The sequence below is a fragment of the Paraburkholderia sp. D1E genome, from assembly GCF_052682275.1.
In genome coordinates, this window is record NZ_JBQYMB010000001.1 from 3,453,988 (window position 1) to 3,476,364 (window position 22,377).

The 22,377-nt window shown below is 60.4% G+C and carries 20 protein-coding genes; 2 read left to right on the top strand and 18 right to left on the bottom strand.

Translation table 11 applies throughout. The features are described from left to right. Positions 1-26: 26 nt before the first annotated feature. The 8 genes from ACUN0E_RS15535 to ACUN0E_RS15570 form a co-directional block, all read right to left on the bottom strand. Positions 27-938 (bottom strand): bestrophin family protein, encoded by a 912-nt coding sequence (locus tag ACUN0E_RS15535; protein WP_445567161.1) that lies wholly within the window; start codon positions 936-938, stop codon positions 27-29. Between the two features lie 37 nt (positions 939-975). Continuing rightward, on the bottom strand, positions 976-1,983 hold the full coding sequence (gene cydB / locus ACUN0E_RS15540; protein ID WP_408226846.1) for a cytochrome d ubiquinol oxidase subunit II: 1,008 nt from the start codon (positions 1,981-1,983) through the stop codon (positions 976-978). Between the two features lie 4 nt (positions 1,984-1,987). Beyond that, positions 1,988-3,376 carry a cytochrome ubiquinol oxidase subunit I gene (locus tag ACUN0E_RS15545; RefSeq protein WP_408389906.1) on the bottom strand — a complete coding sequence of 463 codons (1,389 nt, stop codon included), beginning with the start codon at positions 3,374-3,376 and terminating at the stop codon, positions 1,988-1,990. A 165-nt stretch (positions 3,377-3,541) separates the two neighbouring features. Continuing rightward, a complete protein-coding gene (locus ACUN0E_RS15550; protein WP_445567162.1) occupies positions 3,542-5,815 on the bottom strand; it encodes an FdhF/YdeP family oxidoreductase in 2,274 nt (757 codons plus the stop codon). 246 nt (positions 5,816-6,061) lie between these two features. Beyond that, positions 6,062-8,863 (bottom strand): AAA family ATPase, encoded by a 2,802-nt coding sequence (locus ACUN0E_RS15555; RefSeq protein WP_445567163.1) that lies wholly within the window; start codon positions 8,861-8,863, stop codon positions 6,062-6,064. Positions 8,864-9,295: 432 nt separating this feature from the next. Further along, on the bottom strand, positions 9,296-9,676 hold the full coding sequence (locus ACUN0E_RS15560; RefSeq protein WP_445567164.1) for a TraR/DksA family transcriptional regulator: 381 nt from the start codon (positions 9,674-9,676) through the stop codon (positions 9,296-9,298). Positions 9,677-9,808: 132 nt separating this feature from the next. Next, positions 9,809-10,009 carry a hypothetical protein gene (locus tag ACUN0E_RS15565; RefSeq protein ID WP_408226831.1) on the bottom strand — a complete coding sequence of 67 codons (201 nt, stop codon included), beginning with the start codon at positions 10,007-10,009 and terminating at the stop codon, positions 9,809-9,811. Between the two features lie 28 nt (positions 10,010-10,037). Continuing rightward, positions 10,038-10,289, bottom strand: a complete 252-nt coding sequence (locus ACUN0E_RS15570) for a hypothetical protein (RefSeq protein ID WP_445567165.1) — start codon at positions 10,287-10,289, stop codon at positions 10,038-10,040. Between the two features lie 251 nt (positions 10,290-10,540). Here ACUN0E_RS15570 and ACUN0E_RS15575 point away from each other — a divergent pair, with 251 nt between their 5' ends. Further along, on the top strand, positions 10,541-10,924 hold the full coding sequence (locus ACUN0E_RS15575; protein WP_445567166.1) for a DUF6566 family protein: 384 nt from the start codon (positions 10,541-10,543) through the stop codon (positions 10,922-10,924). 16 nt (positions 10,925-10,940) lie between these two features. On the opposite strand, the gene ACUN0E_RS15580 is transcribed toward ACUN0E_RS15575, so the two are convergent. The 7 genes from ACUN0E_RS15580 to rhaM all read right to left on the bottom strand — a co-directional run bounded on the left by ACUN0E_RS15580 (position 10,941) and on the right by rhaM (position 17,758). Next, entirely contained in the window at positions 10,941-11,300 is a 360-nt protein-coding gene (locus ACUN0E_RS15580) for a host attachment protein (RefSeq protein ID WP_408226822.1), read from the bottom strand. Between the two features lie 456 nt (positions 11,301-11,756). Continuing rightward, entirely contained in the window at positions 11,757-12,764 is a 1,008-nt protein-coding gene (rhaS, locus tag ACUN0E_RS15585; RefSeq protein WP_408226819.1) for a rhamnose ABC transporter substrate-binding protein, read from the bottom strand. A gap of 94 nt (positions 12,765-12,858) precedes the next feature. After that, positions 12,859-13,875: an ABC transporter permease gene (locus ACUN0E_RS15590; protein ID WP_445567167.1), complete on the bottom strand. Its 1,017-nt coding sequence runs from the start codon at positions 13,873-13,875 to the stop codon at positions 12,859-12,861. Beyond that, positions 13,868-14,926, bottom strand: a complete 1,059-nt coding sequence (locus tag ACUN0E_RS15595) for an ABC transporter permease (protein ID WP_445567168.1) — start codon at positions 14,924-14,926, stop codon at positions 13,868-13,870. The genes ACUN0E_RS15590 and ACUN0E_RS15595 overlap by 8 nt, the downstream gene beginning before the upstream one ends. Beyond that, entirely contained in the window at positions 14,923-16,452 is a 1,530-nt protein-coding gene (locus ACUN0E_RS15600) for a sugar ABC transporter ATP-binding protein (protein WP_445567169.1), read from the bottom strand. The genes ACUN0E_RS15595 and ACUN0E_RS15600 overlap by 4 nt, the downstream gene beginning before the upstream one ends. 49 nt (positions 16,453-16,501) lie before the next feature. Then, complete coding sequence (locus ACUN0E_RS15605; RefSeq protein ID WP_445567170.1) at positions 16,502-17,395, bottom strand: amidohydrolase family protein; 894 nt, start codon at positions 17,393-17,395, stop codon at positions 16,502-16,504. Positions 17,396-17,434: 39 nt separating this feature from the next. Continuing rightward, positions 17,435-17,758 (bottom strand): L-rhamnose mutarotase, encoded by a 324-nt coding sequence (rhaM, locus tag ACUN0E_RS15610; RefSeq protein WP_445567171.1) that lies wholly within the window; start codon positions 17,756-17,758, stop codon positions 17,435-17,437. Between the two features lie 140 nt (positions 17,759-17,898). On the opposite strand from rhaM, the gene ACUN0E_RS15615 reads away from it, so the two are divergent. After that, the gene (locus ACUN0E_RS15615; protein WP_408226801.1) at positions 17,899-18,897 is read left to right on the top strand and encodes a LysR family transcriptional regulator; all 999 of its coding nucleotides are present in this window, start codon (positions 17,899-17,901) and stop codon (positions 18,895-18,897) included. A 15-nt stretch (positions 18,898-18,912) separates the two neighbouring features. Here ACUN0E_RS15615 and ACUN0E_RS15620 read toward each other — a convergent pair whose 3' ends face one another. The 3 genes from ACUN0E_RS15620 to ACUN0E_RS15630 all read right to left on the bottom strand — a co-directional run bounded on the left by ACUN0E_RS15620 (position 18,913) and on the right by ACUN0E_RS15630 (position 22,348). Further along, the gene (locus tag ACUN0E_RS15620; RefSeq protein WP_408226798.1) at positions 18,913-19,695 is read right to left on the bottom strand and encodes an SDR family NAD(P)-dependent oxidoreductase; all 783 of its coding nucleotides are present in this window, start codon (positions 19,693-19,695) and stop codon (positions 18,913-18,915) included. Positions 19,696-19,792: 97 nt separating this feature from the next. After that, a complete protein-coding gene (gene rhmD / locus ACUN0E_RS15625; protein WP_054035971.1) occupies positions 19,793-20,971 on the bottom strand; it encodes an L-rhamnonate dehydratase in 1,179 nt (392 codons plus the stop codon). Between the two features lie 48 nt (positions 20,972-21,019). Next, a complete protein-coding gene (locus tag ACUN0E_RS15630; protein WP_445567172.1) occupies positions 21,020-22,348 on the bottom strand; it encodes an MFS transporter in 1,329 nt (442 codons plus the stop codon). Between the last annotated feature and the right edge of the window lie 29 nt (positions 22,349-22,377).

Genomic DNA, 22,377 nt, shown 5'->3' on the forward strand with positions numbered 1-22,377 from the left:
CAGCCGGATGTGTCGAAGAGCGCCTCCTAGGTCAACTGGTACGGGCGCACCGGCACGACCTCGTCGGGAAGTTCACAGCCGCACAGTTCGAGCACCGATCGTTCGATGTTGCGGGTCATGGCGTCAAGCGCCAGCGCGTTCGGCGCGACCGTAAACGGCTCGGCGACTTCGCTGGCGATGGCTTCGAGCGCAATGAGCGTATAAGAAATGAAAACGCAAAGAAGCGGCGTGAAGAATTCCGTCGAATCGACAAGACCGAACGGCAGCAAAACGCAATACGCGTAGACGGTGCGGTGAAGCAACACGCTGTACGCAAATGGAATGGGCGTGGAGGCGATCCGTTCACATCCCCCAACGGTTCTTCCCAATTCGTTGATCTGCGCATCGAACATCCAGAGCTTGGTATCCGACATCAATGACCGCACTTGCAGCTCGGCAAAGTCGCGACGCATGTCATTGAGCAGCGCAGTCGGTTTGTAGCAGGTGTGCTGCAACGCCTCGGTTCGCGTGTGTCCGAGAAAGCGAACGAGATCGGGCGTCGGGTCGGTCCCACGCAGCTGGTGCTTCAGCGCGTACACCGACGCAATCAGTGTATGGGCCATTTGAACGTTGTGATCGCCCCGCGGCACGTAACACAGCATCTGCGACGTCAACGCACGCGCCGAGATGAGGATGCTGCCCCAGAGATGACGCGCCTCATTGAAGCGCTCGTAACTTGCGTTATTGCGGAACGCAAGGAAGATCGCAAGCGCCAGGCCAAACAAGGTGAACGGTGCCGTATTAAGCGGGATCTTCTCGCCGAAAATACGCCCTTGCGTCACCACAGCGAGACTGCTGACAGCGGCCATGAAAGCCAGCTGGGGAATAATCGACTGCAACACGGAACCGTTCCAGACAAACAGCAGGCGGAACCAGTTCTGCCCTGGCCTCACAATCATAATATGCTCTTGTAATGGTCTGACTGCGCCGTCACCCTCAGTGGTAACCGGCGTCCCCTTCCCGCACCTTGCCCCGGAACACGCGATACTGCATAGCGTTGTAGACGAGGATGACCGGCAGCACGATCACTGTTCCGACTAGCGCGAACAGCTGGCTCGAGTGGCTCGACGAGGCTTCCCAGATCGTCAGTGACGGCGGAACGATGTTCGGCCAGATGCTGATGAGCAAGCCGCTATAGCCTAGAAAGCACAGCGCGAGCGTGAGCAGGAACGGCGTCGCTTCGTGCTTCAATCGCAGCGTGCGGAAGATGCCCCACACACATGCAATGACAAGGATCGGCACCGGCAGGAACCAGCCGAGATTGCCGCTTCCGAACCAGCGATGCGCAACCGCCGGCAATCCGATCACCGTCCAGAGACTCACAATGACCATCACCCCGAGCAGGACGCTCACGAGCGGTCTCATCACCTCGCGCATCTTGCGCTGCAGTTCACCATCCGTCTTCAGGATGAGCCAACCGCAGCCGAGCGTCGCATACGTAAAAAGCACACCGATTCCGCAAAACAGGCTGAAAGGCGAGAGCCAGTCGAACGGACCGCCGGCGAAACGGCCATCGACGATCTTGATGCCCTGCAGCAGCGACCCCAGCACGATGCCCTGGCAGAGCCCCGCGAGCGCGGAGCCGCCCATGAAGGCGAGGTCCCACGCGTGCTGGGTCCTGACGGCCTTTGCACGCAGTTCGAAGGCCGCCCCGCGGAAGATCAGGCCCACGACCATCAGGATCAACGGAAGATAATTCGCTGGCAGGAGTGTCGAATAGACCACCGGAAACGCGCCGTAAAGCCCGGCGCCGCCGAGCACGAGGAACGTCTCGTTACCGTCCCAGACCGGCGCAATGGTATTGAGCATCACTTGCCGGTCGCCTTTCTCCTCGAAAAACGGAAACAGCAGGCCAATGCCGAGATCGAATCCGTCCAGCATCACGTAGATGAAAACGCCGAGTCCGATGATCGCGGCCCACACGACAGGGAGATCGATTTGCATGGTGTCACTCTCCTTCCAGTGCGTCCAACGGGCGATTCCGCAAGACCGGATGCCGCCGTGACTCGCGGTGCTCGATATGCTCCTCCGGTCCGCGTTTCATCATCTTCAGCATGTAATAGACGCCCATGCCAAACACCAGGAAATACACCAATACAAAGATCAGCAATGAAACGCCTGCTTGCTGGGCACTGATCGGCGAGAGGGAGTCCGCGGTACGCAGGACGCCGTAGACCGTCCAGGGTTGGCGGCCGACTTCTGTCGTGATCCACCCCGCCAGTAGCGCCACAATTCCAGAAGGCCCCATGCACAGGACGAAACCCTGATACCACCGCGTCTCGTAGAGGCGGCCACGCACTCTGAGCAGCAAGCCGAGCAGCGCCGTCAATAGCATCAACATGCCGAGACCCGCCATGATCCGGAAGGTCCAGAACACGATCGGCGAATACGGGCGGTCCTCGGGTGGAAACTCTTTCAGGCCGCGAATCTCGCCATCCCAACTATGGGTCAGGATCAGGCTGCCCAGATGCGGTATCTGGATCGTGTATCGCGTCACTTCCGCATTCATGTCGGGCAGGCCGACCAGGTTGAGTGCGGTGCCACCGTGCTCGGTTTCCCAGAGGCCCTCGATTGCCGCGATCTTGGCCGGCTGATATTTTCGCGTGTTGAGTCCGTGTGCGTCGCCAACGAAAATCTGTATCGGCGTCAGGAAAAGCAGGATCCACAGCGCCATCGAAAAACTACGCTTGACCGGTTTATCGCGCCGGCCCTGCAACAGATGCCACGCGCCGCAAGCGGCAACAATAAAGCCCGCGACGATGAATGCGGCAATGGTCATATGCGCGAGGCGATAGGGAAACGACGGGTTGAAAATCACTTTCATCCAGTCCACCGGCACGATCCGGCCATTCTCGATGGCGAATCCTTGCGGCGTCTGCATAAAGCTATTCGACGCGAGAATCCAGAACGTGGAAATGAGCGTGCCCGCCGCCACCATAAGCGTTGCGAAGAAGTGCGCACGTGGACTGACGCGTTGCCAGCCAAACAGCATAACGCCGAGAAAGCCGGCTTCGAGGAAGAACGCCGTCAGCACTTCATAGGTCAGGAGCGGCCCCGTGATATTGCCGGCAACGCTGGAAAATCCACTCCAGTTGGTGCCGAACTCGTAGGCCATCACCACACCCGAGATCACCCCCATTCCGAAGCCGACCGCGAAGATCTTCGACCAGAACAGAAACATCTCCTTGTAGGCAACGTCGCCAGTCAGCAGCCAGCGCCATTCCAGCACGGCGAGGAAGCTGGCCATGCCGATGCTGATCGCGGGGAAAACAATATGAAACGAAACCGTGAACGCAAATTGCAACCTGGCAAGGTGGAATGCATCGAAGATTTCCATGATTGTTCAATGGCTCCAGGCAATAAAAGGCGCGAGCGCGGCACTGCGCGCGTGAGATCACCGCCGGCTGGCGTCGCCCAAAGACGGTGTTCGTGCTCGACATCTTGTGATGTCTGTAGGCCGGACGCATGCGCCCAGCCTACAGACTAGCGCTCTCTGTCAAAATCAGACTACCGTTGAGCGGACCACACGAACCGGCGCGGATTTGTAGGAAGGCGTGCCGCTTTCCTTATCAATATAGTCGAGCGGCACCAGAACGTTTGCTTCCGGGTAATAAGCGCCCACCGAACCTGGCGCGATGTCATAGGCGATCGCCGTGATCTTCTCCAGCCGAAGTTGCCGGCCCGGTACGGCCGTCTCGATGTCGACCAGGTCCCCATGTTCGAGTCCGCATGCGGCAAGATCGGCCTCGTTCATGAACAGCACGTCACGCCGGCCGAACACACCTCGGTAACGATCGTCGAGAGCATAGATAGTCGTGTTGTACTGGTCGTGGCTGCGCAGCGTCACGAGACGCAGTATGTCGTCGCCCTCCACGTCCGCGTCTTCCTTCACACCGTGGTACACCGAGAACATCGCCTTGCCGGTCGGCGTCGGGAAAATGCGCTCAGTCGGCGGCAGCGGCATGCGGAAGCCGCCCGGCACGCGGATGCGTGCGTTGTAGCTCTCGAAGCCCGGAATCGTCTTTTCGATCAGGTCGCGGATCTTGTCGTAGTCGGCGACCAGCTCCATCCAGTTGACCTTGCTGTTCGGCAGCGTCGCATGGGCGAGGCCGGCCACAATGGCGGGTTCGGAGCGCAGGAACTCGGACGCGGGCGTGAGCTTGCCGGCCGACGCGTGGACCATCGACATCGAATCCTCAACGGTGATCGACTGGCCCATGCCGTTCTGCACGTCGAGTTCGGTGCGGCCGATCACCGGCAGGATGTACGTTTCCTTCGCAACCAGCAGGTGCGAGCGGTTGAGCTTGGTGCCGAGATGCACACTCAGATCAAGCGCCTTCATTGCCGGAAAGCACTGGTCCGAATCCGGCAGCGCGACCGCGAAATTTCCACCCAGGCAAATCAGCGCCTTCGACTTGCCCGCAATCATCGCCTGCATGGTCGCGACTGCGTCGTGGCCATGCTCCGCGGGTGGCGTGAAGCCGAAGACTTCCTCGATCTTCGCGAGGAATTCCGCTGACGGTTTCTCGGTGATGCCGACCGTGCGGTTGCCTTGCACGTTCGAGTGGCCGCGCAGCGGACAGATACCGCCGCCTTCTCTGCCCATGTTGCCGCGCATTAGCAGCAGGTCGCAGATCAGGCGCACGTTCGCGGTACCCTTGTTATGCTGCGTGACGCCCATTCCATATGTGATGATCGTCGACTTCGCCTTCGCGTACGCGTCGGCGACGTCCGCGAGCTCCTCACGGGTCAGGCCGCTTTCCGCCTCGATGTCTTCCCAGGAAGTGGCCTCGATATCCGCGACGAGCGCGTCAAGGCCTTCCGTGTAGGTGTCGATGAACTCGCGGTCGAGCACGTCGCCGCGCTCGGCGTCGAGCGCGAGTACCGCCTTGATCACGCCCTTGAGCGCGGCCGCGTCGCCGCCTGCTCTCACCTGATGATAGGTCGACGCGATCCGGGTTGAGCCGAACGTCGCCATCTGCAGCATGGACTGCGGATCCTGGAAGCGTTCCAACGCGCGCTCGCGAAGCGGATTGAACACGATGATCGGGACGCCGCGACGCGAGGCTTCCCACAGCGTGCCCATCATCCGCGGATGATTGGTGCCCGGGTTGTGGCCGATCGAGATGATCAGGTCGGTCTTCTCGAAGTCGTCGAGCGACACCGTGCCTTTGCCAATGCCGATCGATTGCGGCAAGCCGACGCTGGTCGGTTCGTGGCACATGTTCGAGCAATCCGGGAAATTGTTCGTGCCAAATTCCCGTGCGAACAGCTGATAGAGGTACGCGGCCTCATTAGATGCCCGGCCGGACGTATAGAAGTCGACCTGGTCGGGCGGCAAACCACGCAGGATCTCACCGATCCGGCCGAACGCCACCTCCCATTCGACGGCCCGGAACGTGTCCGTGTCGCGGTCATAGACGAGCGGATGCGTGAGCCGGCCCATGTCCTCCAGTTCGAAATCCGTTCGTTCCAGCAGTGACGACACCGTGTTGGCCGCGAAGAACTCCGGGCGTACCCGCTTGGTCGTTGCTTCCCAGGTGACCGCTTTGGCGCCGTTTTCGCAGAACTGGAACGTGGACTTGTGCTCCTTGTCGGGCCATGCACACCCAGGACAATCAAAACCGTCAGGCTGATTGGTCCGAAGCAACGTGAGTGGAGCCTTGATGCTCTCCATTTGTAGCCGGATGGCTTGCGATGTCGCTTTAAGCGCCCCCCAACCACCAGCGGGGCCGTCATATTCCCGGATACCGGGTACTTCGCGTCGATTAGTCATCTGTGACTCCATGAACTGCCCCAGGAGACCTGGAGACCGTCCTGCCTGGGGTTACGCCGCGTCGCGGCGTAAGGTTTGGATACGGCTCAGTCTAGTTGGGCTAATGCGCCGCGGAAGGTACAGATCGATCGATGGCGGACGTGCACAGTACAGGTACAACGAAACCAGCGCCTGTCCCGTTCAGGCAGGGAGGCGCCGTACAGCGTCGGCAACGACGCGGCGGCGCCTCCCAGCTTGCTGGGCACATCACTCCTTCGAGGCGGCGCTTTCGGTTGGCTCGGGGCTGCTGACCTCTTTGGACGGTTTCTTCTTCGCGCGTCCGTTACTCCCCTTCGCGCCCGTCACCTTGGACGTAGCCGGAGCCTCGCTCCTGCTGAACTTCACTTCGTCGCTTTCCTTGTCATAACTGACCTCAACGCTGTCGCCCGACTTCAAGGCGTCGCTGAGAATCTCCTTCGCAAGCCGCGTTTCCAGTTCCTGGCGAATCTGGCGCTTCAACTCGCGTGCACCGAACTCCGGCCGATAACCGGCGTCGGCAAGGTGATCAATCACCGATTCGTCTATCTTGAGGGTAATGTCCTGCGCGGCAGCGGTGCGCACGACCCGTTCGAGCTGGATCTGCACGATCGAGCGGATGTTGTCGCGCGAGAGCGCATGGAAGACGATGATCTCGTCGATCCGGTTCAGGAATTCGGGCCGGAAGTGGCTCTTGAGCACCCCCATCAATTCCTCGCGGATCGCTTTTTCAGGCAGGCGATCCGACTCGGGTTTTTCGAGGTTGTCCATGATGATCGATGCGCCGAGATTGCTCGTCGCAATGATGATCGTGTTGCTGAAATCCACGACACGGCCTTTGCCGTCGGTCAGCCGCCCGTCGTCAAACACCTGCAGCAGCACGTTGCTCACGTCGGGGTGCGCTTTCTCGATCTCATCAAGCAGGATCACGCTGTACGGGCGTCGCCGGACACGCTCGGTCAGTTGCCCGCCCTCGTCGTAACCGACGTAGCCCGGAGGCGCGCCGATCAGCCTTGCCACCGCGTGACGCTCCATGTATTCGGACATGTCGATACGGATAACCGCCTGCTCGTCGCCGAACACCGTTTCTGCCAGCGCCTTCGCGAGTTCTGTCTTGCCGACCCCCGTGGGTCCGAGGAACAGGAACGTCGCGATAGGCCGGTTCGCCTGGCCGAGTCCCGCACGCGACAGACGCACGGCATCGCTCACGGCAATCACCGCGTCGTCCTGGCCGACCACGCGCTCGCGCAGCTTCTTCTCCATATCCAGCAGCTTCTGGCGCTCTTCCTGCGTGAGCTCCGTGACAGGAATGCCGGTAAGACGCGACACCACTTCGGCGATTGACTGCACCGTCACTTCGAGCGTTTCCGAGCCGGTCTTGCGCTGCCATGCCTCCATCTGCTCGTCGAGTTTCTCCTGCTTCTCGCCAATACGTGCCTCGAAAGCCTTCGCCTCATCGAAGCGTTTGCGCGAGGACGCATAATCCTGCTCGCGCTTGAGCTGGGCAATTTCGGCTTCGAGCTCCTGGATGGCCGCGGGACGCGAGGTCGCGCCGATACGCACACGTGCCGCCGCCTGGTCGATCAGGTCGATGGCCTTGTCTGGCAAAAAGCGCGACGTAATGTAGCGATCTGAAAGTTCGGCGGCGGCAACGAACGCATCATCGGCGAAAGTCACCTGGTGGTGCGCCTCGAGTTTGTCGCGAAGGCCCCGCAGAATGACGATGGTCTGCTCGACCGTCGGCTCCGGCACCAACACCGGCTGGAAGCGCCGCTCCAGCGCCGCATCCTTTTCGATGTACTTCTGATACTCGTTGAGTGTCGTGGCGCCGATCAGACTGAGCTCGCCACGCGCGAGTGCGGGCTTGAGCACGTTCGCGATATCGAGGCCACCTTCGCCCCCGCCTTGTCCCGCGCCCACAATCGTGTGCAGTTCATCGATGAACAGGATCAGCTCGTCTTTCTTGGCCGTGACTTCATCGATCAACTGCTTTGCACGCTCTTCGAATTCGCCGCGATACTTCGCACCCGCCACCATCGAGTTGATGTTGACCTCGACGAGTCGCTTGCCGCGCAGCACTTCAGGCACGTCACCGTTAATGATGCGCTGCGCCAGCCCTTCGACGATCGCCGTCTTGCCGACACCGGGCTCGCCGATCAGCACGGGGTTGTTCTTCTTGCGCCGCGCGAGCACCTCGATCGTGCTTTCGATTTCCTGCGCCCGACCCAGCACGGGGTCGAGCTTGCCCTCACGCGCCATAGCCGTGAGGTCGCGTCCGAACTTGTCAAGGTTGGGCGTGCCGGTTGGCGTGTCGACGCGGCCGTCCTCCGCGCCTTTGCCCACGACTTTCACGACCTTCTGCCGCAACGCCTCCGGCGTCACGCCATATTTCTTCAGCAGGGTGCCAGCGATACTGTCCGGCACGGCTGCAAGCCCAATGAGCAGATGCTCCGGACCGACGTAGGAATGGCCCAGATCACGCGACGCCTGGAACGCATACTGGAACGCCTTTTTCAGACGAGGTGAGACGGTCATCTTATCGATCGCTGAGTCAGGATCGCCTGTTCCCTTTTTCGCATGCTGATCGATGTATGCCTTGATGTCCTCCGGCGAGAGCTTGAGCTCCTTCAGCAACGCCGCGCACACGTCAGTGTCCGCGAGCACGTATAGCAGGTGCTCGGTGTCGAGTTCGTTGCGACCCAGCTCGTGTGCCTTCTCCGCGGCGCGCTGCAACAACTCGAGCGTCTGCTCGCTGAAAGCATCGGTGGCATCGACCGATTCACGCGGCACCTCGGCGGCGAACCCACCGTCATCGTCATCGTCCTCTGCGCCATCTTCCATGCCGCCGCCGAAGAAGCGCGACAGGCCGCTGCCCCCCAACAGTGAATCGAATGGGTTCACCATGCTTTGGTGCCGCATTAATTGCCGATAATCGTAGTCGCAGATCGATAAAGATTTCCGCTCTCCGTTTTGCACAACGGTCACACGAGCGACAGCGGGACGGGCGTTACAGATTTCGCAGAGGGCTGGCATCGAGAATCACCTTTTCGGTTAAAGCATCCGGCTACTTGAAAGGTTATGGGACGCGTTCACGTGAGTTGCGAAGAATCGACAGGCTTCGGCAATATGTCATCTGGAGTCGCTGTTCAATGATCCGTTTGCCTGTTTCAATAGCCTGGGATCCGTGATAGCGATGACTCATCGAGCGCGGTTGATGTATCAGCGCGGAGCAACTGTTCGTGCCCGAGGAGCACTGTCTGAACAATACGGATTGGTTACAGCGTCGATATCGGCATGATTAGCATAACGAAACCCTAAATCCGCCTTTGGATTCTATGAGTGGCTCGTGAATAAGGAAATATTGGTTTTTCCGATGATAGGCATTGGCGCGACCTGCCAGGGGCGCCGGAAAACTTCAGGACGGTGCCAGGCTTTTTCAGACATCGCAGCGGGGTTTGAACGCCCTTATTTGCCGGTCTCACGACGGCTCTGCTCTGCAACGGTCAGGATCGCCTCCGGGGCGACTTCGAGCCGGGCCTTCGGTATCGGGTCACCGCTCGCATCGGAGAGACCGTAAGTACCTTCGTCGATCTTCTGCAGCGCACGCTCGATATCGCTGACGCGCTGGTCATTCACGTCGTGCAGCGCCTGGTTGACCTCATTCTGTTCCATTCCCTGCGCCTCGTCTTCGGACTCTTCTGCCTCGTCGCCATGCAGCTCCTCGGCCGTCCGCTCGCCCGCGATCGTGTTCTCTTCTCCGCCCAGCAATTGCTGGCGCAACGCCAGGAGTCGCTTGCGCTGCTGCGCGATGAACTCGTCACTCAACTTGAACGGTTGCTCCGACATGGTGCTCTCCCTCGCCGTGGCCGACATGTGATTTGTACAGTAGCAGTTCGTTGTCGGGGTCGCATGACAACCGCGTGAAGGTGCGACAGCCTGATAGTCGGACTGCCGCGCTCTATGCGCCATTGCTTAAAGTCATGCGCCCAATTCCTGAAATGCGTGGCCGTTGGCTTCGAGCCCTTTCAGGATATCTGGCGCCAACTCGCTCTGCCACACGTGGCCATCGAATTGCCACTCACTTGTGTCAACGAGGTCGGGAAGGCCCGCGCCCGTTCGCACATAGAGACCGAGTGTCGGTTTCTTCAGGTTGAGGTAGAAATCGAATTCCTGCTGCATGGCAACACCTCATGCGAGATACGGGGAATCAACTATCGTCAACGTTGTCCGCATAATGGTCGATAGCGACTTTGCACTCGTCCACAACGACCTGAAGGAAAGCGGGTTCATTTCTTTCAACCCACCGTTCCACATGGAGAAAGCGCGCCGTTCCGAGATCGGCGATGCGCTCCGGATCGGCGGTTGTGACATCGACTGTGGCGATCCCCCGGTTACCCTGCAGCGGCGAGATCGACGCGGCGATCAGAAACCGCCGATATGAAAGTTCGTTCTGTGCCATGAAACCTCCACCAACCGAAAAGTTTGAGCCTCGTGATTCGTTTGTACTCGAAGTCTATGAGCAAGTCATGTCCATGTGAACATGAGTTTTTCCGATGCTAGATATTGGTTGAATACGCCTACTGGTTTGCCATTTAACTTCAATATCCGCGTGTCGAACTGCTGAAGTTACGGCATGATGATGCTGGAAAAGAAGCTCGCACGCTGCATTGCGGGTGGATACCAATCCTGAACGCGGCAAAGGAGAGAACGATGCCCACACGCACTGTTTCTTACGGCGAATTCCAGATCGCCGTGCACCCTGAGCGCAACAAGCTCGGCGCCTGGATCGCGAATGTGAGTGTGAGTCACGGCGCCCGAACAGTCGTCGATATTCGTCCCATGACCGTTCAACCCGAGTGGCTAACCGAAGAAGAAGCGGTAAGAGACGGGGTCGAATGGGGACGCCGGTTCATCGATCGCGAGTTCAACACGCCGCAGTCCCGCTCCTGGGTTGCCGAGCGGTCCCACGCGGAAATCTGGTTCCGTGATGCCGAGGAATCGGGTGGCTCGGAAACCAGCGCGTACGCAATACATCGGCCCTGCAAGCCCACGATCCGTGACACAGCTCAGATTCACTGTGTGAAGGCCACATGACACCCAAGCCAGCCGATCAGTGTCGCCGCAGGTGCGCCTCGATTTCCCGGGCATTGAGCGTCGACAGATCTTCGCTGGTCTGCTCGAATATCAGTCGGCGGGTTTCCTCGCTGAGATCCGCTTTGACCATGCCGAGAAATTTCGGCTCGATGGCAAGTCTCAGCCGATTGTAGAGTTGATGGAGCCGCCCTGCCTCCAGATATTCGGCAACGCGCTTCGCGAATTTCTCGCGGTCCTTTTCGGTCAGCATCGTGCCGGTATATTCAGTGTTGATGAGACTGTCTTTTTCTTGCAAGTCGAGCTTGAGTCCTGGCGTCTGGAAAACACGCGCACGGCCTCCATCAGCCACAACAAGCCACGTCATTCCGATCATCATGCACCTCTAAGCAGGGATTTGTCTGCGTGTACGGCATCCGTTCTGACTGCTTGCCTTCGTCCTCGCCAAAAACCGCGACCGTCAACTGCAGCGTCAATGACCGCCCGTTGCCCGAACGGCTCTCACTCAAGATAGCAGTTCGGGTTCGCTACGCCCACGGTCGATTTACCGATTCATAGTATAGGTCTTAAAGTTCATGCCGAAGCCTCCCGCGCTTATCCGCAGCGGCTTTCGGCTTGACCGGCCGGCATGCATATCCCGTGCCCGAATTTCGGTGTACCGGGATCGATCAGCTTGGGAACGCGACAGTCAATGTCGCGACTGAGGTGGGAGTGGCGCCGTTGTCGATTGAGCAGACGGCGCCGCTATAGTCGAGTTGCAAACAGAACGTTCCAACTTGGGTCCAGCACGCAGCGTGCTGCGTCATGCCGTGCGCGGGGGCGCACGGCGCGCCGGTTAGAAATTGAAGTTGTCGATATTGCTCGCATCAAACGTGGTCGGCGGTCCGAGAATGATTTCGCCTTGCGGTCCGATCGTGCGCTTGCCAAGCTTGCCGGCATCAAACGATTCGCCTTCCTTGCCGGTGATCGTTCCCGAGGACAGTGCCGCTGCCGCATAAGCCGCCAGATAGCCGAGCTGATTCGGATCCCAGAGCTGGAACGCCTTGACCGTGCCGTTCTTGACGAACGCGCGCATCTGATTCGGCGTACCCAGTCCGGTCACCTGCACCTTGCCCTTGCTTGACGACGACGAGATATAGCGCGCCGCTGCAGCAATGCCAACGGTTGTAGGCGCGACGATCGCCTTCAGATTCGGATATGCCTGGAGCAAACCTTGCGTTTCGACGAACGACTTCTGGTCGTCGTCGTTGCCGTACGCGATCTTCACGAGCTTGATCTTCGAGTACTCGGGCTTCTTCAACTCCTCCTGCATCCACTTGATCCACGTATTCTGGTTCGTCGCGTTAGGCGTGGCCGACAGCACGGCAAACTCGCCCTCGCCGCCCATCAGCTTCGCGACCAGTTGAATCTGTCCCCGTCCGATGCCTTCCGCATTCGCCTGATTCACGAAGAGTTGGCGGCCTTCAGGCGCCGTGTCCGAGTCGAAAGTCACGACCTTGATGCCTTGCGACATCGCTTTCTTGAGATACGGCACGACCGCGTTCGCGTCGTTCGCCGCGATCACAATCGCGTCCTGCCGCTGCGTGATCAACGTGTTGATGTATTGCACTTGCGACGATGCGCCCGCATCCGACGGCCCCACCACCTTGCCCACGCCGTTGAATTCCTTGATCGCGGCCATGCCGCCGTCGTCGGCAATGACTTCATAGGGGTTGTTGATCTGCTTCGGCACGAAAGCAATCTTCAGACCGCTTTTCAGGCCGGCCGCGGACGCGGCGCAACTGATCGCGACTAAAGCAATGCAGAGCGCAGTCTTGCTGGTGTGACGTAAAGGATTGAACATAAGGCGTCTCCTGCTTTGTTGTTGGACGACATGCTGTCCGGGTTGTCGGTATTTGGTATTTAGTATTTCTTTTGGAGCCGGTTTAAAGAGAACGTCATAAAGAAGAAGCGGACTTCGCGATGAAACGCCGGTCACGCGCCGCCCGCCAGCGGGCAACCAGATTGGGAATCAGCACTGATGCCAGCAGCAGCACGCCGGTGACGATCGTTAGCGTTTCGCTCGATACATCATCGAGGGTCAGTGCATTTTTCAGCACGCCAATAATCAGCAGCGATAGCAGGACGCCGAACATCGAGCCGCGTCCGCCGAAAATACTCACGCCGCCGAACAGCACCGCCGCGATCACCGACAATTCGAAACCTTCGCCGTTATCGCCGCGTGCGCTGGTAAAGCGCAGCGTATAGACAATGCCTGCCAGCGCGCTCATCGCGCCGGACAGCACGAATAGGCGCAAGCGGATCTTCGCGACTTCGATACCGGAGAAAGCCGCGGCGGTGGGATTCGCGCCGATTGCGTAGAGGCTGCGGCCGAACGCGGTGGACTGCAGCAGCACGGTAAACAAAACCGCACCGACGATCACGATCACAAAGGGCAATGGAATGAACGTCGAGCCGACCGTATCCATGCCGAACGCCGTATAGCCTGCGGGAAAATCCGCGACCGCCTGATCGCCGAGCAGCACATACGCCAGGCCGCGAAACAGCGCCAGCGTGCCGATCGTGACCGCAAGTGACGGCAGATTGAGCTTCACGATCACGAGGCCATTCAGCAAGCCCGCCAGCGCACCGGCAATCAGTACCAGCACGATCACGACCGGCATCGGCAAGCCCATGTGCCACAGCACGCCCATCAACGCACTCGATGCACCCAGCACCGAAGCCACAGAAAGATCGATTTCCGCAGCGACGATAATCAGCGTCATGGGCAGCGCCATCAACGCGATCTCGGTCAGATCGGCGAGGATGTTGCTGACATTCGCACCGGTGAGAAACACCGGCGACAACAAGCGCCCGAGCACGAGCGACAGGGCCAGCACGATGACCAGCAACACTTCCCATTGCAACGGCGTTTCGCGTTTGCGCGTGAGCAGCGCGGAATCGGGTTTAGCCATGATCGCGTTTCCTCATCATGCGTTTGGCGACGGAGCGGGCCAGCAAGGTGTCGGCGGCAATCGCGGCGACGATCAGCGCGCCCTGGATCGCCTGCTCCCAGAATGGCGAGACGTGCAGCACGACAAGCGCGATGCTGATCACGCCCAGCACGAGCGCACCGAGCGTGGCGCCAAGAATGGTGCCCACACCTCCCGTGATCGCGACGCTGCCCACCACGGCGGCGGCAACGACCTGCAATTCGATGCCCTTCGCGGTGCTTGCGTCGACGGTGCCGAAGCGCGCGAGCCACAATGCGCCCGCGAAACCGGCAATCGCGCCGGACAACAGAAAACCCGCCATGACGCGACGTTCGACGTTCACGCCGGCAAGCCGTGCCGCCTCCGGATTCGAGCCGATCGCATAGTGTTCGCGTCCACCGCGAAACTGCTTCAGATAGACAGCCAGAGCGGCCAGCACAACGATCGCGATTAGCGCGAGCGTCGGTATGCCGAAGAATGTGCCGGTAGCAAGATGGGAAAACCCATCGGGCAAACTGGTCGCATTGATCTGGCCACCGTGTACCCACGCGTAGTCCGCGCCGCGAAAGATGTAGAGCGTGGAGAGTGTCGCCACCAGCGAGGGCACGCGTCCCACCGCAACGAGTAACGCATTGATGCCGCCCGCCACGAGACCGATTGCAAGCCCAGCCAGCAACGCGACAATCACCGGCATCTGCGGAAACGCAACGTACAGGCTGCCGACCGCATAGGCGCTGATGCCGACCGTCGACCCCACCGACAGATCGATGTGCCGCATCAGGATCACCACCGTCATGCCGGCTGTCAGCAAGCTGATAATCGACACATTGAGCAGGACGTCACGCAGGTTCTGCAGATTCAGAAACTGCGGCTTCGCGAGCCCTGTACCCACGATCAACAGAATCAGCACGACGAACAGCGTCGTTTCGCGGCTCTTCGCGATACTCGTGATGAAGCCGCCCGGCGCGCTGCCGGAACGCTTCGGCGTTGCGGCCTGAACGGGTGCGGGATGGGTTGGAGAATGGCGCATCATGCCGCGTGCCCCAACGGTGGAACCGGTTGGCCGAGCGCGGCGCCCATGATGCGTTCTTCGTCGGCTTCGGCGCGCGCTATATCCGCGCTGATACGCCCCTCGTGCATGACCAGTACGCGATCGGCCATGCCGAGCACTTCCGGCAGTTCGCTCGAGATCATCAGCACCGCCATGCCGTCGCGCACCAGTTCCGCGAGCGCGCCATACACTTCTGCCTTGGCACCGACGTCGATGCCGCGCGTGGGTTCGTCGATGATCAGGACCTTCGGGTTGGTGGCAAGCCACTTGCCCAACACGACCTTTTGCTGATTGCCGCCGGAAAGCGTGCCGACAGGCGCATGCGGATCACCCGCTTTGAGGCGCAAACGCGTGCCCCACTGATTGGCGAGTTGCGTTTCACTGCGTGTGGAAATCAGGCCATGTTTGACGAGACGTCCGAGCACCGTCATCGAGGCATTGCGCGCAATGCTCAACTCCAGTGCAAGCCCTTGCTGGCGACGATCCTCCGGCACCAGCGCAAGGCCGGCACGTACCGCTGCGGCCGGACTGCCGGCGGCAAGGCGCTTGCCGCCAATCGAAATTTCACCCGAGTCGAGTGGATCGATGCCGAAGATCGCGCGCGCCACTTCGCTGCGACCCGCGCCGACAAGACCCGCCAGCGCGACGATCTCGCCTGCGCGGACGTCGAAGGAAATGTCCTTGAATACGCCCACACGCGTCAGGCCACGCACCGACAGGCGCACTTCGCCCGGTGGCCGGTCGGCTTTCGGATAGAACGTCTCCAGGTCACGGCCCACCATCTTCGCGACGATGGATTCGGTGGTGAGATTGGCGGTGAGCCCGTCGAATACCTTTGCACCGTCGCGCATGATCGTCACGCGTTGCGTCAGCGTGAACACTTCATCGAGCCGGTGCGTGATGAACAGAATCGCCACATCACGCTCGCGCAGCTTGCGTACGATCGCAAACAGCCGCTCCACTTCGGGCAGCGACAAGGCGGCGGTCGGCTCGTCCATGATCAGCACGTTCGCGTTCAACGACAACGCCTTCGCAATTTCGATTACCTGCTGATCGGCAATCGACAAACCGCGCACCAGTTGATCCGCACGCAGATCGACCCCGAGCGAGGCCAGCAAACCATCCACCTCGCGGCGCATCGCGTCGTACTGAATGCGGCCAATCCGGTCGACCGGCTGCCGTCCCATGAAGATGTTCTCCGCGATCGAGAGATCGAAGAACAGCGTCGGCTCCTGATAGATCACCGCCAGACCCGCGTCGCGTGCCTCAGCAGGTGTCGCGAATCCGCGCGCCACACCGTCGACCAGCAGCGCGCCGGTATCCGGCTGATGCACGCCCGCGAGAATCTTCACGACCGTCGATTTGCCCGCGCCATTTTCGCCGAGCAACGCATGCACTTCGCCCGGCCACAACGCGAGATCGCCGTCGGATAACGCACGGACCCGGCCGAATGATTTGCTCGCGTGCCGTAATTCGAGTCTGGGCACAGCGGATGGGGATTGCGGCACTACGTGTCTCCTTCTTGTTCGATTTCGGGAATGCGTCGGCTGCGGTACGTCAGATACGATAAAAGTGCTCCGCGTTACGGCAAAACAGCGCCTCTTTTTCTGCAACGCTCGCGCCGTCGACGATCGACGCGTACGCACGCCACAAATCCTGGTAGGAGCCGAACAACCGATCGACCGGAAAGTTCGACGCGAACATCGCGCGCTCGACGCCGAACGCATCGATCGTTTCAAGCACGTAAGGCCGCAGGCTTTCAACGGTCCACTGGTGATCGAACATGGCGAGTCCGCTGATCTTCACCGCGACATTCCTGCAACCCGCGAGCGTTCGCATCCCTTCACGCCACGCGCGATAACCCGCGACGCTGCTGCGATCCACGAACATGCCCGCATGGTTGACGATAAAAATCGTATCGCCGTGCGCGCGCGCCAACGCAGCCGCCTCGTCCATCTGCGACGGATACAGTTGCAGATCGAACGACATGTCGTAACGGCGCAGCAACGCAAAATGTTCGCGCCACTGCGGCTCGCGCATGAAATGACGCCCCACGTAATCGAACAGCTTGTTCTCGTGCACGTTCAGGATCTGCCTGATGCCACGCATATTGGCGAACGACGCGTGCGCTTCAAGCATTTCCGGCGCGTTCGCCGCCGACAGATCCACGGCGGCGACAATCGCGTTCGGCATGCCGCGCGACGCCGGACGATCCGCAACGGATTGCAACCAGCGGGTTTCCTCAACCGGATTGGCCGGGTCGTGATTCGCTTCCACGTGAACCAGTTTCAGCACCTCAATATCGCCCGCTTCGCCGAGCAAATCGTCGAGCAGATAGTCGTGCTTCAGGTCGCGCGCGTCCCCCACGAACGACACGCCCGGGTTTTCCAGCCACGGATAGCAATGCGTCTTCAGATCCCACAGATGAATATGCGAATCGACAACCTGCATGCGATACCCTCCGCCCATTGGGCCTGGCAGTCAGCGACGTCAGCTAAGCGAATTCAGATGAAAGACCGGTTCGAGTGGCTGCTGAAACGGCATATGGTCTGGGGCCGTCTGCATGATGTCGGCCATGTAATCCCACCATTTGCGCATCACGTCGAGTTGCGGCAACGCATTCATCGTGTGATTCGTGGTGCGCGTCAGAATAGCGAAAAGGTGGTCCGTGCCCGCGTCGAAGAAGATCCGATAGTCGCGCACACCGGCGTGGTGCAATGCATCAACCAGCTCGGGCCAGATTTGCGCGTGACGTCGTTCGTATTCCTCGCGCATGCCGGGGTTGAGCACCATCCGGAAAGCGATTGTTTCCATTACGGCCTGTCTCCCGTCGTATCGGGGCGCTTTTCCGTCCAGGCGTAGAAGCGTTCTGATACGACTATAATTCCTGCGTCGATAGCATCTCAATCCGTTGTTGGGATTGGGCGATCCACAAACCGAATCGCACCGGAACCATGAGCCAACACTCAGCTGCAATCGCACTCGTCAATCGGCTCAAGTTCAAGCACCTCGCGCTGCTCGTCGCGCTCGACGACGCGCGCAATCTCCATCAAGCGGCCGAGGCGATCAACGTCGCGCAACCCAGCGCGAGCCGCATGCTCGGCGACATCGAGGAAGCTTTCGGCTTCCTGCTGTTCGAGCGCAACGCGCGCGGCATGACGCCCACACCGCTCGGCGTAGTCACGCTGGCCTATGCGCGGCGTGCACTTGCCGAGTTGACCCGTTTTGCCGAAGACCTCGACGTCAAACGCCGCGGCGGGCACGGACAGTTGACCGTCGGCGCCATCATGGGCGCTGCGCCCGATCTGCTGGCCATGGCCGTCGCCGCGCTGAAAACCGAAAGCCCTTTGCTCAACGTGCGGATTCTTGGCGAAACCAGCGACCAGGTCGTGCAATTGCTGCACCGCCGCGAAGTCGATCTGGCACTTGGACGCCTGACCAGTCCGTTGCAACACAACGATTTCAGTTTCGAGCCGCTCGCCCGCGAAACTTTGCTGCTGGTAGTGCGTTCGGTTCATCCGCTGGCGCAGCGCTCGCGCATCACATTGCGGGAGCTGATCGACTGGCCGTGGGTGGCGCAACCAGTTACCAGTCCGGCGCGCGTGCTGTTCGAAGAAGAACTCGCGCGAGCGGGACTTGCTACGCCCGTCAACCTGACCGAATGCGCGTCGATCTTCGCCACGCTGCAATTGCTCGAGAACTACGACGCGGTGGCGATGCTGCCCGAGTCGGTCGTGCGCGATCATGTGCGCGGCAAACTGCTGGTCGCGCTGCCGCTCGAAATCGGCAAGAGCCTCGCCGGCTTCGGCATTCTCACGCGCAAGGAAGAAGCCCTCGCCGAACCGGCGCTGCGCTTTATCGATTTGCTGCGCGGCTTCTCGCGCAAACTCGCACGCGACGATTCCGCCTCGGCCGTGACCGCGCCTGTGATCGTATCCGCACCGGTTCATTGACATCGGCATCGCGCGCTACTGCAAGTTGACGAACAGACCGCCGTCCACCAGCAGCGCGGCGCCTGTTACATAGCGCGCGCGATCGGAAGCAAGGAATACCACGCAATCGGCGACGTCCTCCGGGCGGCCCAGTCTGCCCAGTGGAATGCGCTTTTCGAAGTAAGCTTTCTTCGCCTCGTCGGCGAGATCTTCCGCGTTCAGATCGGTCGCGATCGTGCCGGGCATCACCGAATTGCAGCGAATGCCGTACGGCCCCAACGCAACCGCGCACGACTGCATCAGCGAATGCACACCCGCTTTGGTCGGCGTGTAGTGCGTCTGCATGCCGCCGCCTACCAAAGCGCTGATTGAGCTCGTCGCCACGATCGCGCCGCCCGTGCCCTGCGCTTTCATCTGCTGCGCGGCGGCTTGCGTGACATAGAACGCACCGTTCAGATTGACTGCCACCGTCGATTCCAATACCTCGGGCGGCATGTCGAGAAAGGCGTGAAACGGGCAGATACCGGCATTGCTCGCGAGCACGTCGACTTTACCGAAGGCCTCGATGGTTTGGCGAACCAGTTCCTGCCCGGTTTCGCGCGCGGCTACGTTGCCTTCGATCGCGATCACGCGCCGTCCCAACGCTTCGATTTCCGCGACCACTTCGGCGACGGCCGAACGGCGCCCATAAGTTGCGTCGTTATCGCCCCAGTAGTTGATCGCCACATCCGCACCTTCGGTTGCGCACGCAACCGCTATCGCTCGGCCAATGCCACGCGAACCGCCGGTGACGATCACAACCTTGTCCTTGAGCAACACGTCATTCTCCTGTTGGCTGGATCAATATGAAGTCTTGTAGATTGAGCCCGGATTCAACCCACCGTCAACGCGTGTTCAACGCACATTCAACGCACATTCAACGTGGATAGGGCCGCACCAGCGCGCATTCCGGATTGAGCCGCACGCCGAACCCCGGCGTGTCCGGCACCTTCATCCGTCCATTCACGGGGACCGGTTCATCGAGCAACAGCGGCGTAAACATCGGCACCACTTCATCCGCTTTCGGCGCCATCATCAGAAACTCGGCGAACGGCGAGTTGTGCCGCGTAACGACGAAGTGATAGCTATACACCGACGAACCGTGCGGCACCACCATCACATTGTGGGCATCGGCGAGCGCGGAGATCTTGATGAGTTCGGTAATGCCGCCACACCATCCCACATCCGGCTGAATCAGATCGCAGCACTGCATCTCCAGCAGCATGCGAAAACCCCAGCGTGTCGCTTCATGCTCGCCGGTCGACACCATCATGCCGCGCGGCACGTTGCGGCGCAGTTCGGCGTAACCCCAGTAGTCGTCCGGCGGGAGGCACTCTTCGATCCATTTCAGACCGTACTCGTGCGCCGCCTGCGCGAGCCGCGTGGCATACGGTACGTCGAGGCTCATCCAGCAGTCGTACATCAGCCAGAAGTCATCGCCGACACGGCTGCGCATCTCGGCAAGCTTCTCCAGATTCTTCTTGAGACCCGCCTCTCCTTCCGCAGGACCATGCTGCAAAGGCAATTTCCCGCCGATGAAACCCATCTCCTTCGCGAGGTCGGGACGCGCGCCAGTCGCGTAGAACACGAGTTCGTCGCGCACCGGGCCGCCCAATAGCTGGTACACCGGCTCCTTGCGGACTTTCGCGAGCAGATCCCACAACGCGAGATCGACGCCCGAGATCGTGTTCAGCACCACGCCTTTGCGGCCGTAGTACAGCGTCGAGAAATACATCTGATCCCACATCTTCTCAATGTCTGTAACGAGCTGCCCTTCGAGAAAACGCGCGAGATGTTTCTCGACGATGAACGCGCCGATCTCGCCGCCCGTTGTCACTGCAAAACCGACCGTGCCGTCACTCGCTTCGATCTCCACCACCAGCGTGCCGAGCACATTGATACCGAACGACTGGCGGCTCTGGCGATACTCCGGATAACGCGCCATCGGCGTAGAAATGTGATCGTCGATCCAGTGTCCGTCGGGTTGATCGTGATAATCCGCACCGCCACCGCGGACGATGAAGGCACGCACGTGCCGGATAGTAGGCATGGCCATAAAAAGGGCTCCGTTGTTGATGCGTCGAACATGCATCCGACAATGCGCCTAACGGGCGCGGTGCAGTAAGTGTTGGAAAGACCAGGTTGAATGTGCGCCGTCACGACGCAACAGCGTGCCGATCATCAGCGCTGCGAGCAGACTCGAGACGCCCAATACGATCAGCCCTGCCGAGGTCGACGAAAACGCCCGTTCCGCCGCGGTGCGCAAGCTCGGCGCAATAAATCCGCCGAGGCCGCCGAGTGAATTGATCAGCGCGATCCCACTTGCAGCCGCGGCGCCTGTGAGATAGCGCGTCGGGAATGTCCAGAACAGCGGTTGCGCCGCGATGAAACCGCTGGCCGCGCAGCACAGCGCGATCAAGCCGATCGACGGGTTGTGCGCGAGCCCTGAGGCGCCGATACCGAGGCCGGCAAGCACCAGCAGCGCGACCGCCCAGCGCCGGTGTCCACCCGTGCGATCCGCACGACGCGGCACGTACCACGTCACCGCCAGCGCACACAGCCATGGCAGCGCAGCGACGACGCCCACACGCAAGCCCACCGTCGTGCCAAGTAAAGCGGCCACTTGTTGCGGCAAATAGAAGATCACGCCGTAGACACTCATCTGAATCAGCAGATAAATCGCCGAAAGCAGCAACACACGGCGGTCGACCAGCGCAGCGAGAATGTGACGCGGCCCATGCGCCGACGCGGCGCGCGCATCGTCGTCGAGTGCGCTGCGCAAGGTACTGCGCTCCTGCGCATCGAGCCAGCGCGCGTCTTCAGGTCGGTTGTCGAGATACCAGAACGCCCATACACCAACTAACGAGGCCAACGTTCCTTCGATCAGAAACAGCCACTGCCAGCCGGCCAAACCCATCGCGCCATGCAATTCGAGCAAGGAACCCGACAACGGACTGCCGAAGATGAACGCCAGCGGCGCACCGAAATAGAACACGCCCACCGCTCGAGCTCGCGCCGCTTGCGGAAACCAATGGGTCAGGTAATAGATCACGCCGGGGAAGAAACCGGCTTCGGCGACACCGAGCAGAAAACGCAGTGAGTAGAAAGCCGTTGGCGTATGCGCAAGACACATCGCCGCCGAGACAAGCCCCCAGGTCACCATAATCCGGCACATCCACGCACGCGCGCCGACCTTGTGCAGCAGCAGATTGCTCGGTACCTCGAACAATGCATAGCCGATGAAGAACACGCCCGCGCCGAAGGCAAAAGCCGCATTAGACAAACCTGTATCGTGCTGCAACGCCTTCTGCGCGAAGCCGATGTTGGCGCGATCAAGGAACGCCAGCACATACATGAGCAGAAGAAACGGCAACAGCCGGCGCATGACCTTGCTGTTGATCGCCTCCAGTGACGCGGGCGAATGCGGACTCATGTCGTCTCCTTCGCAGAGCTTGCGGGTCG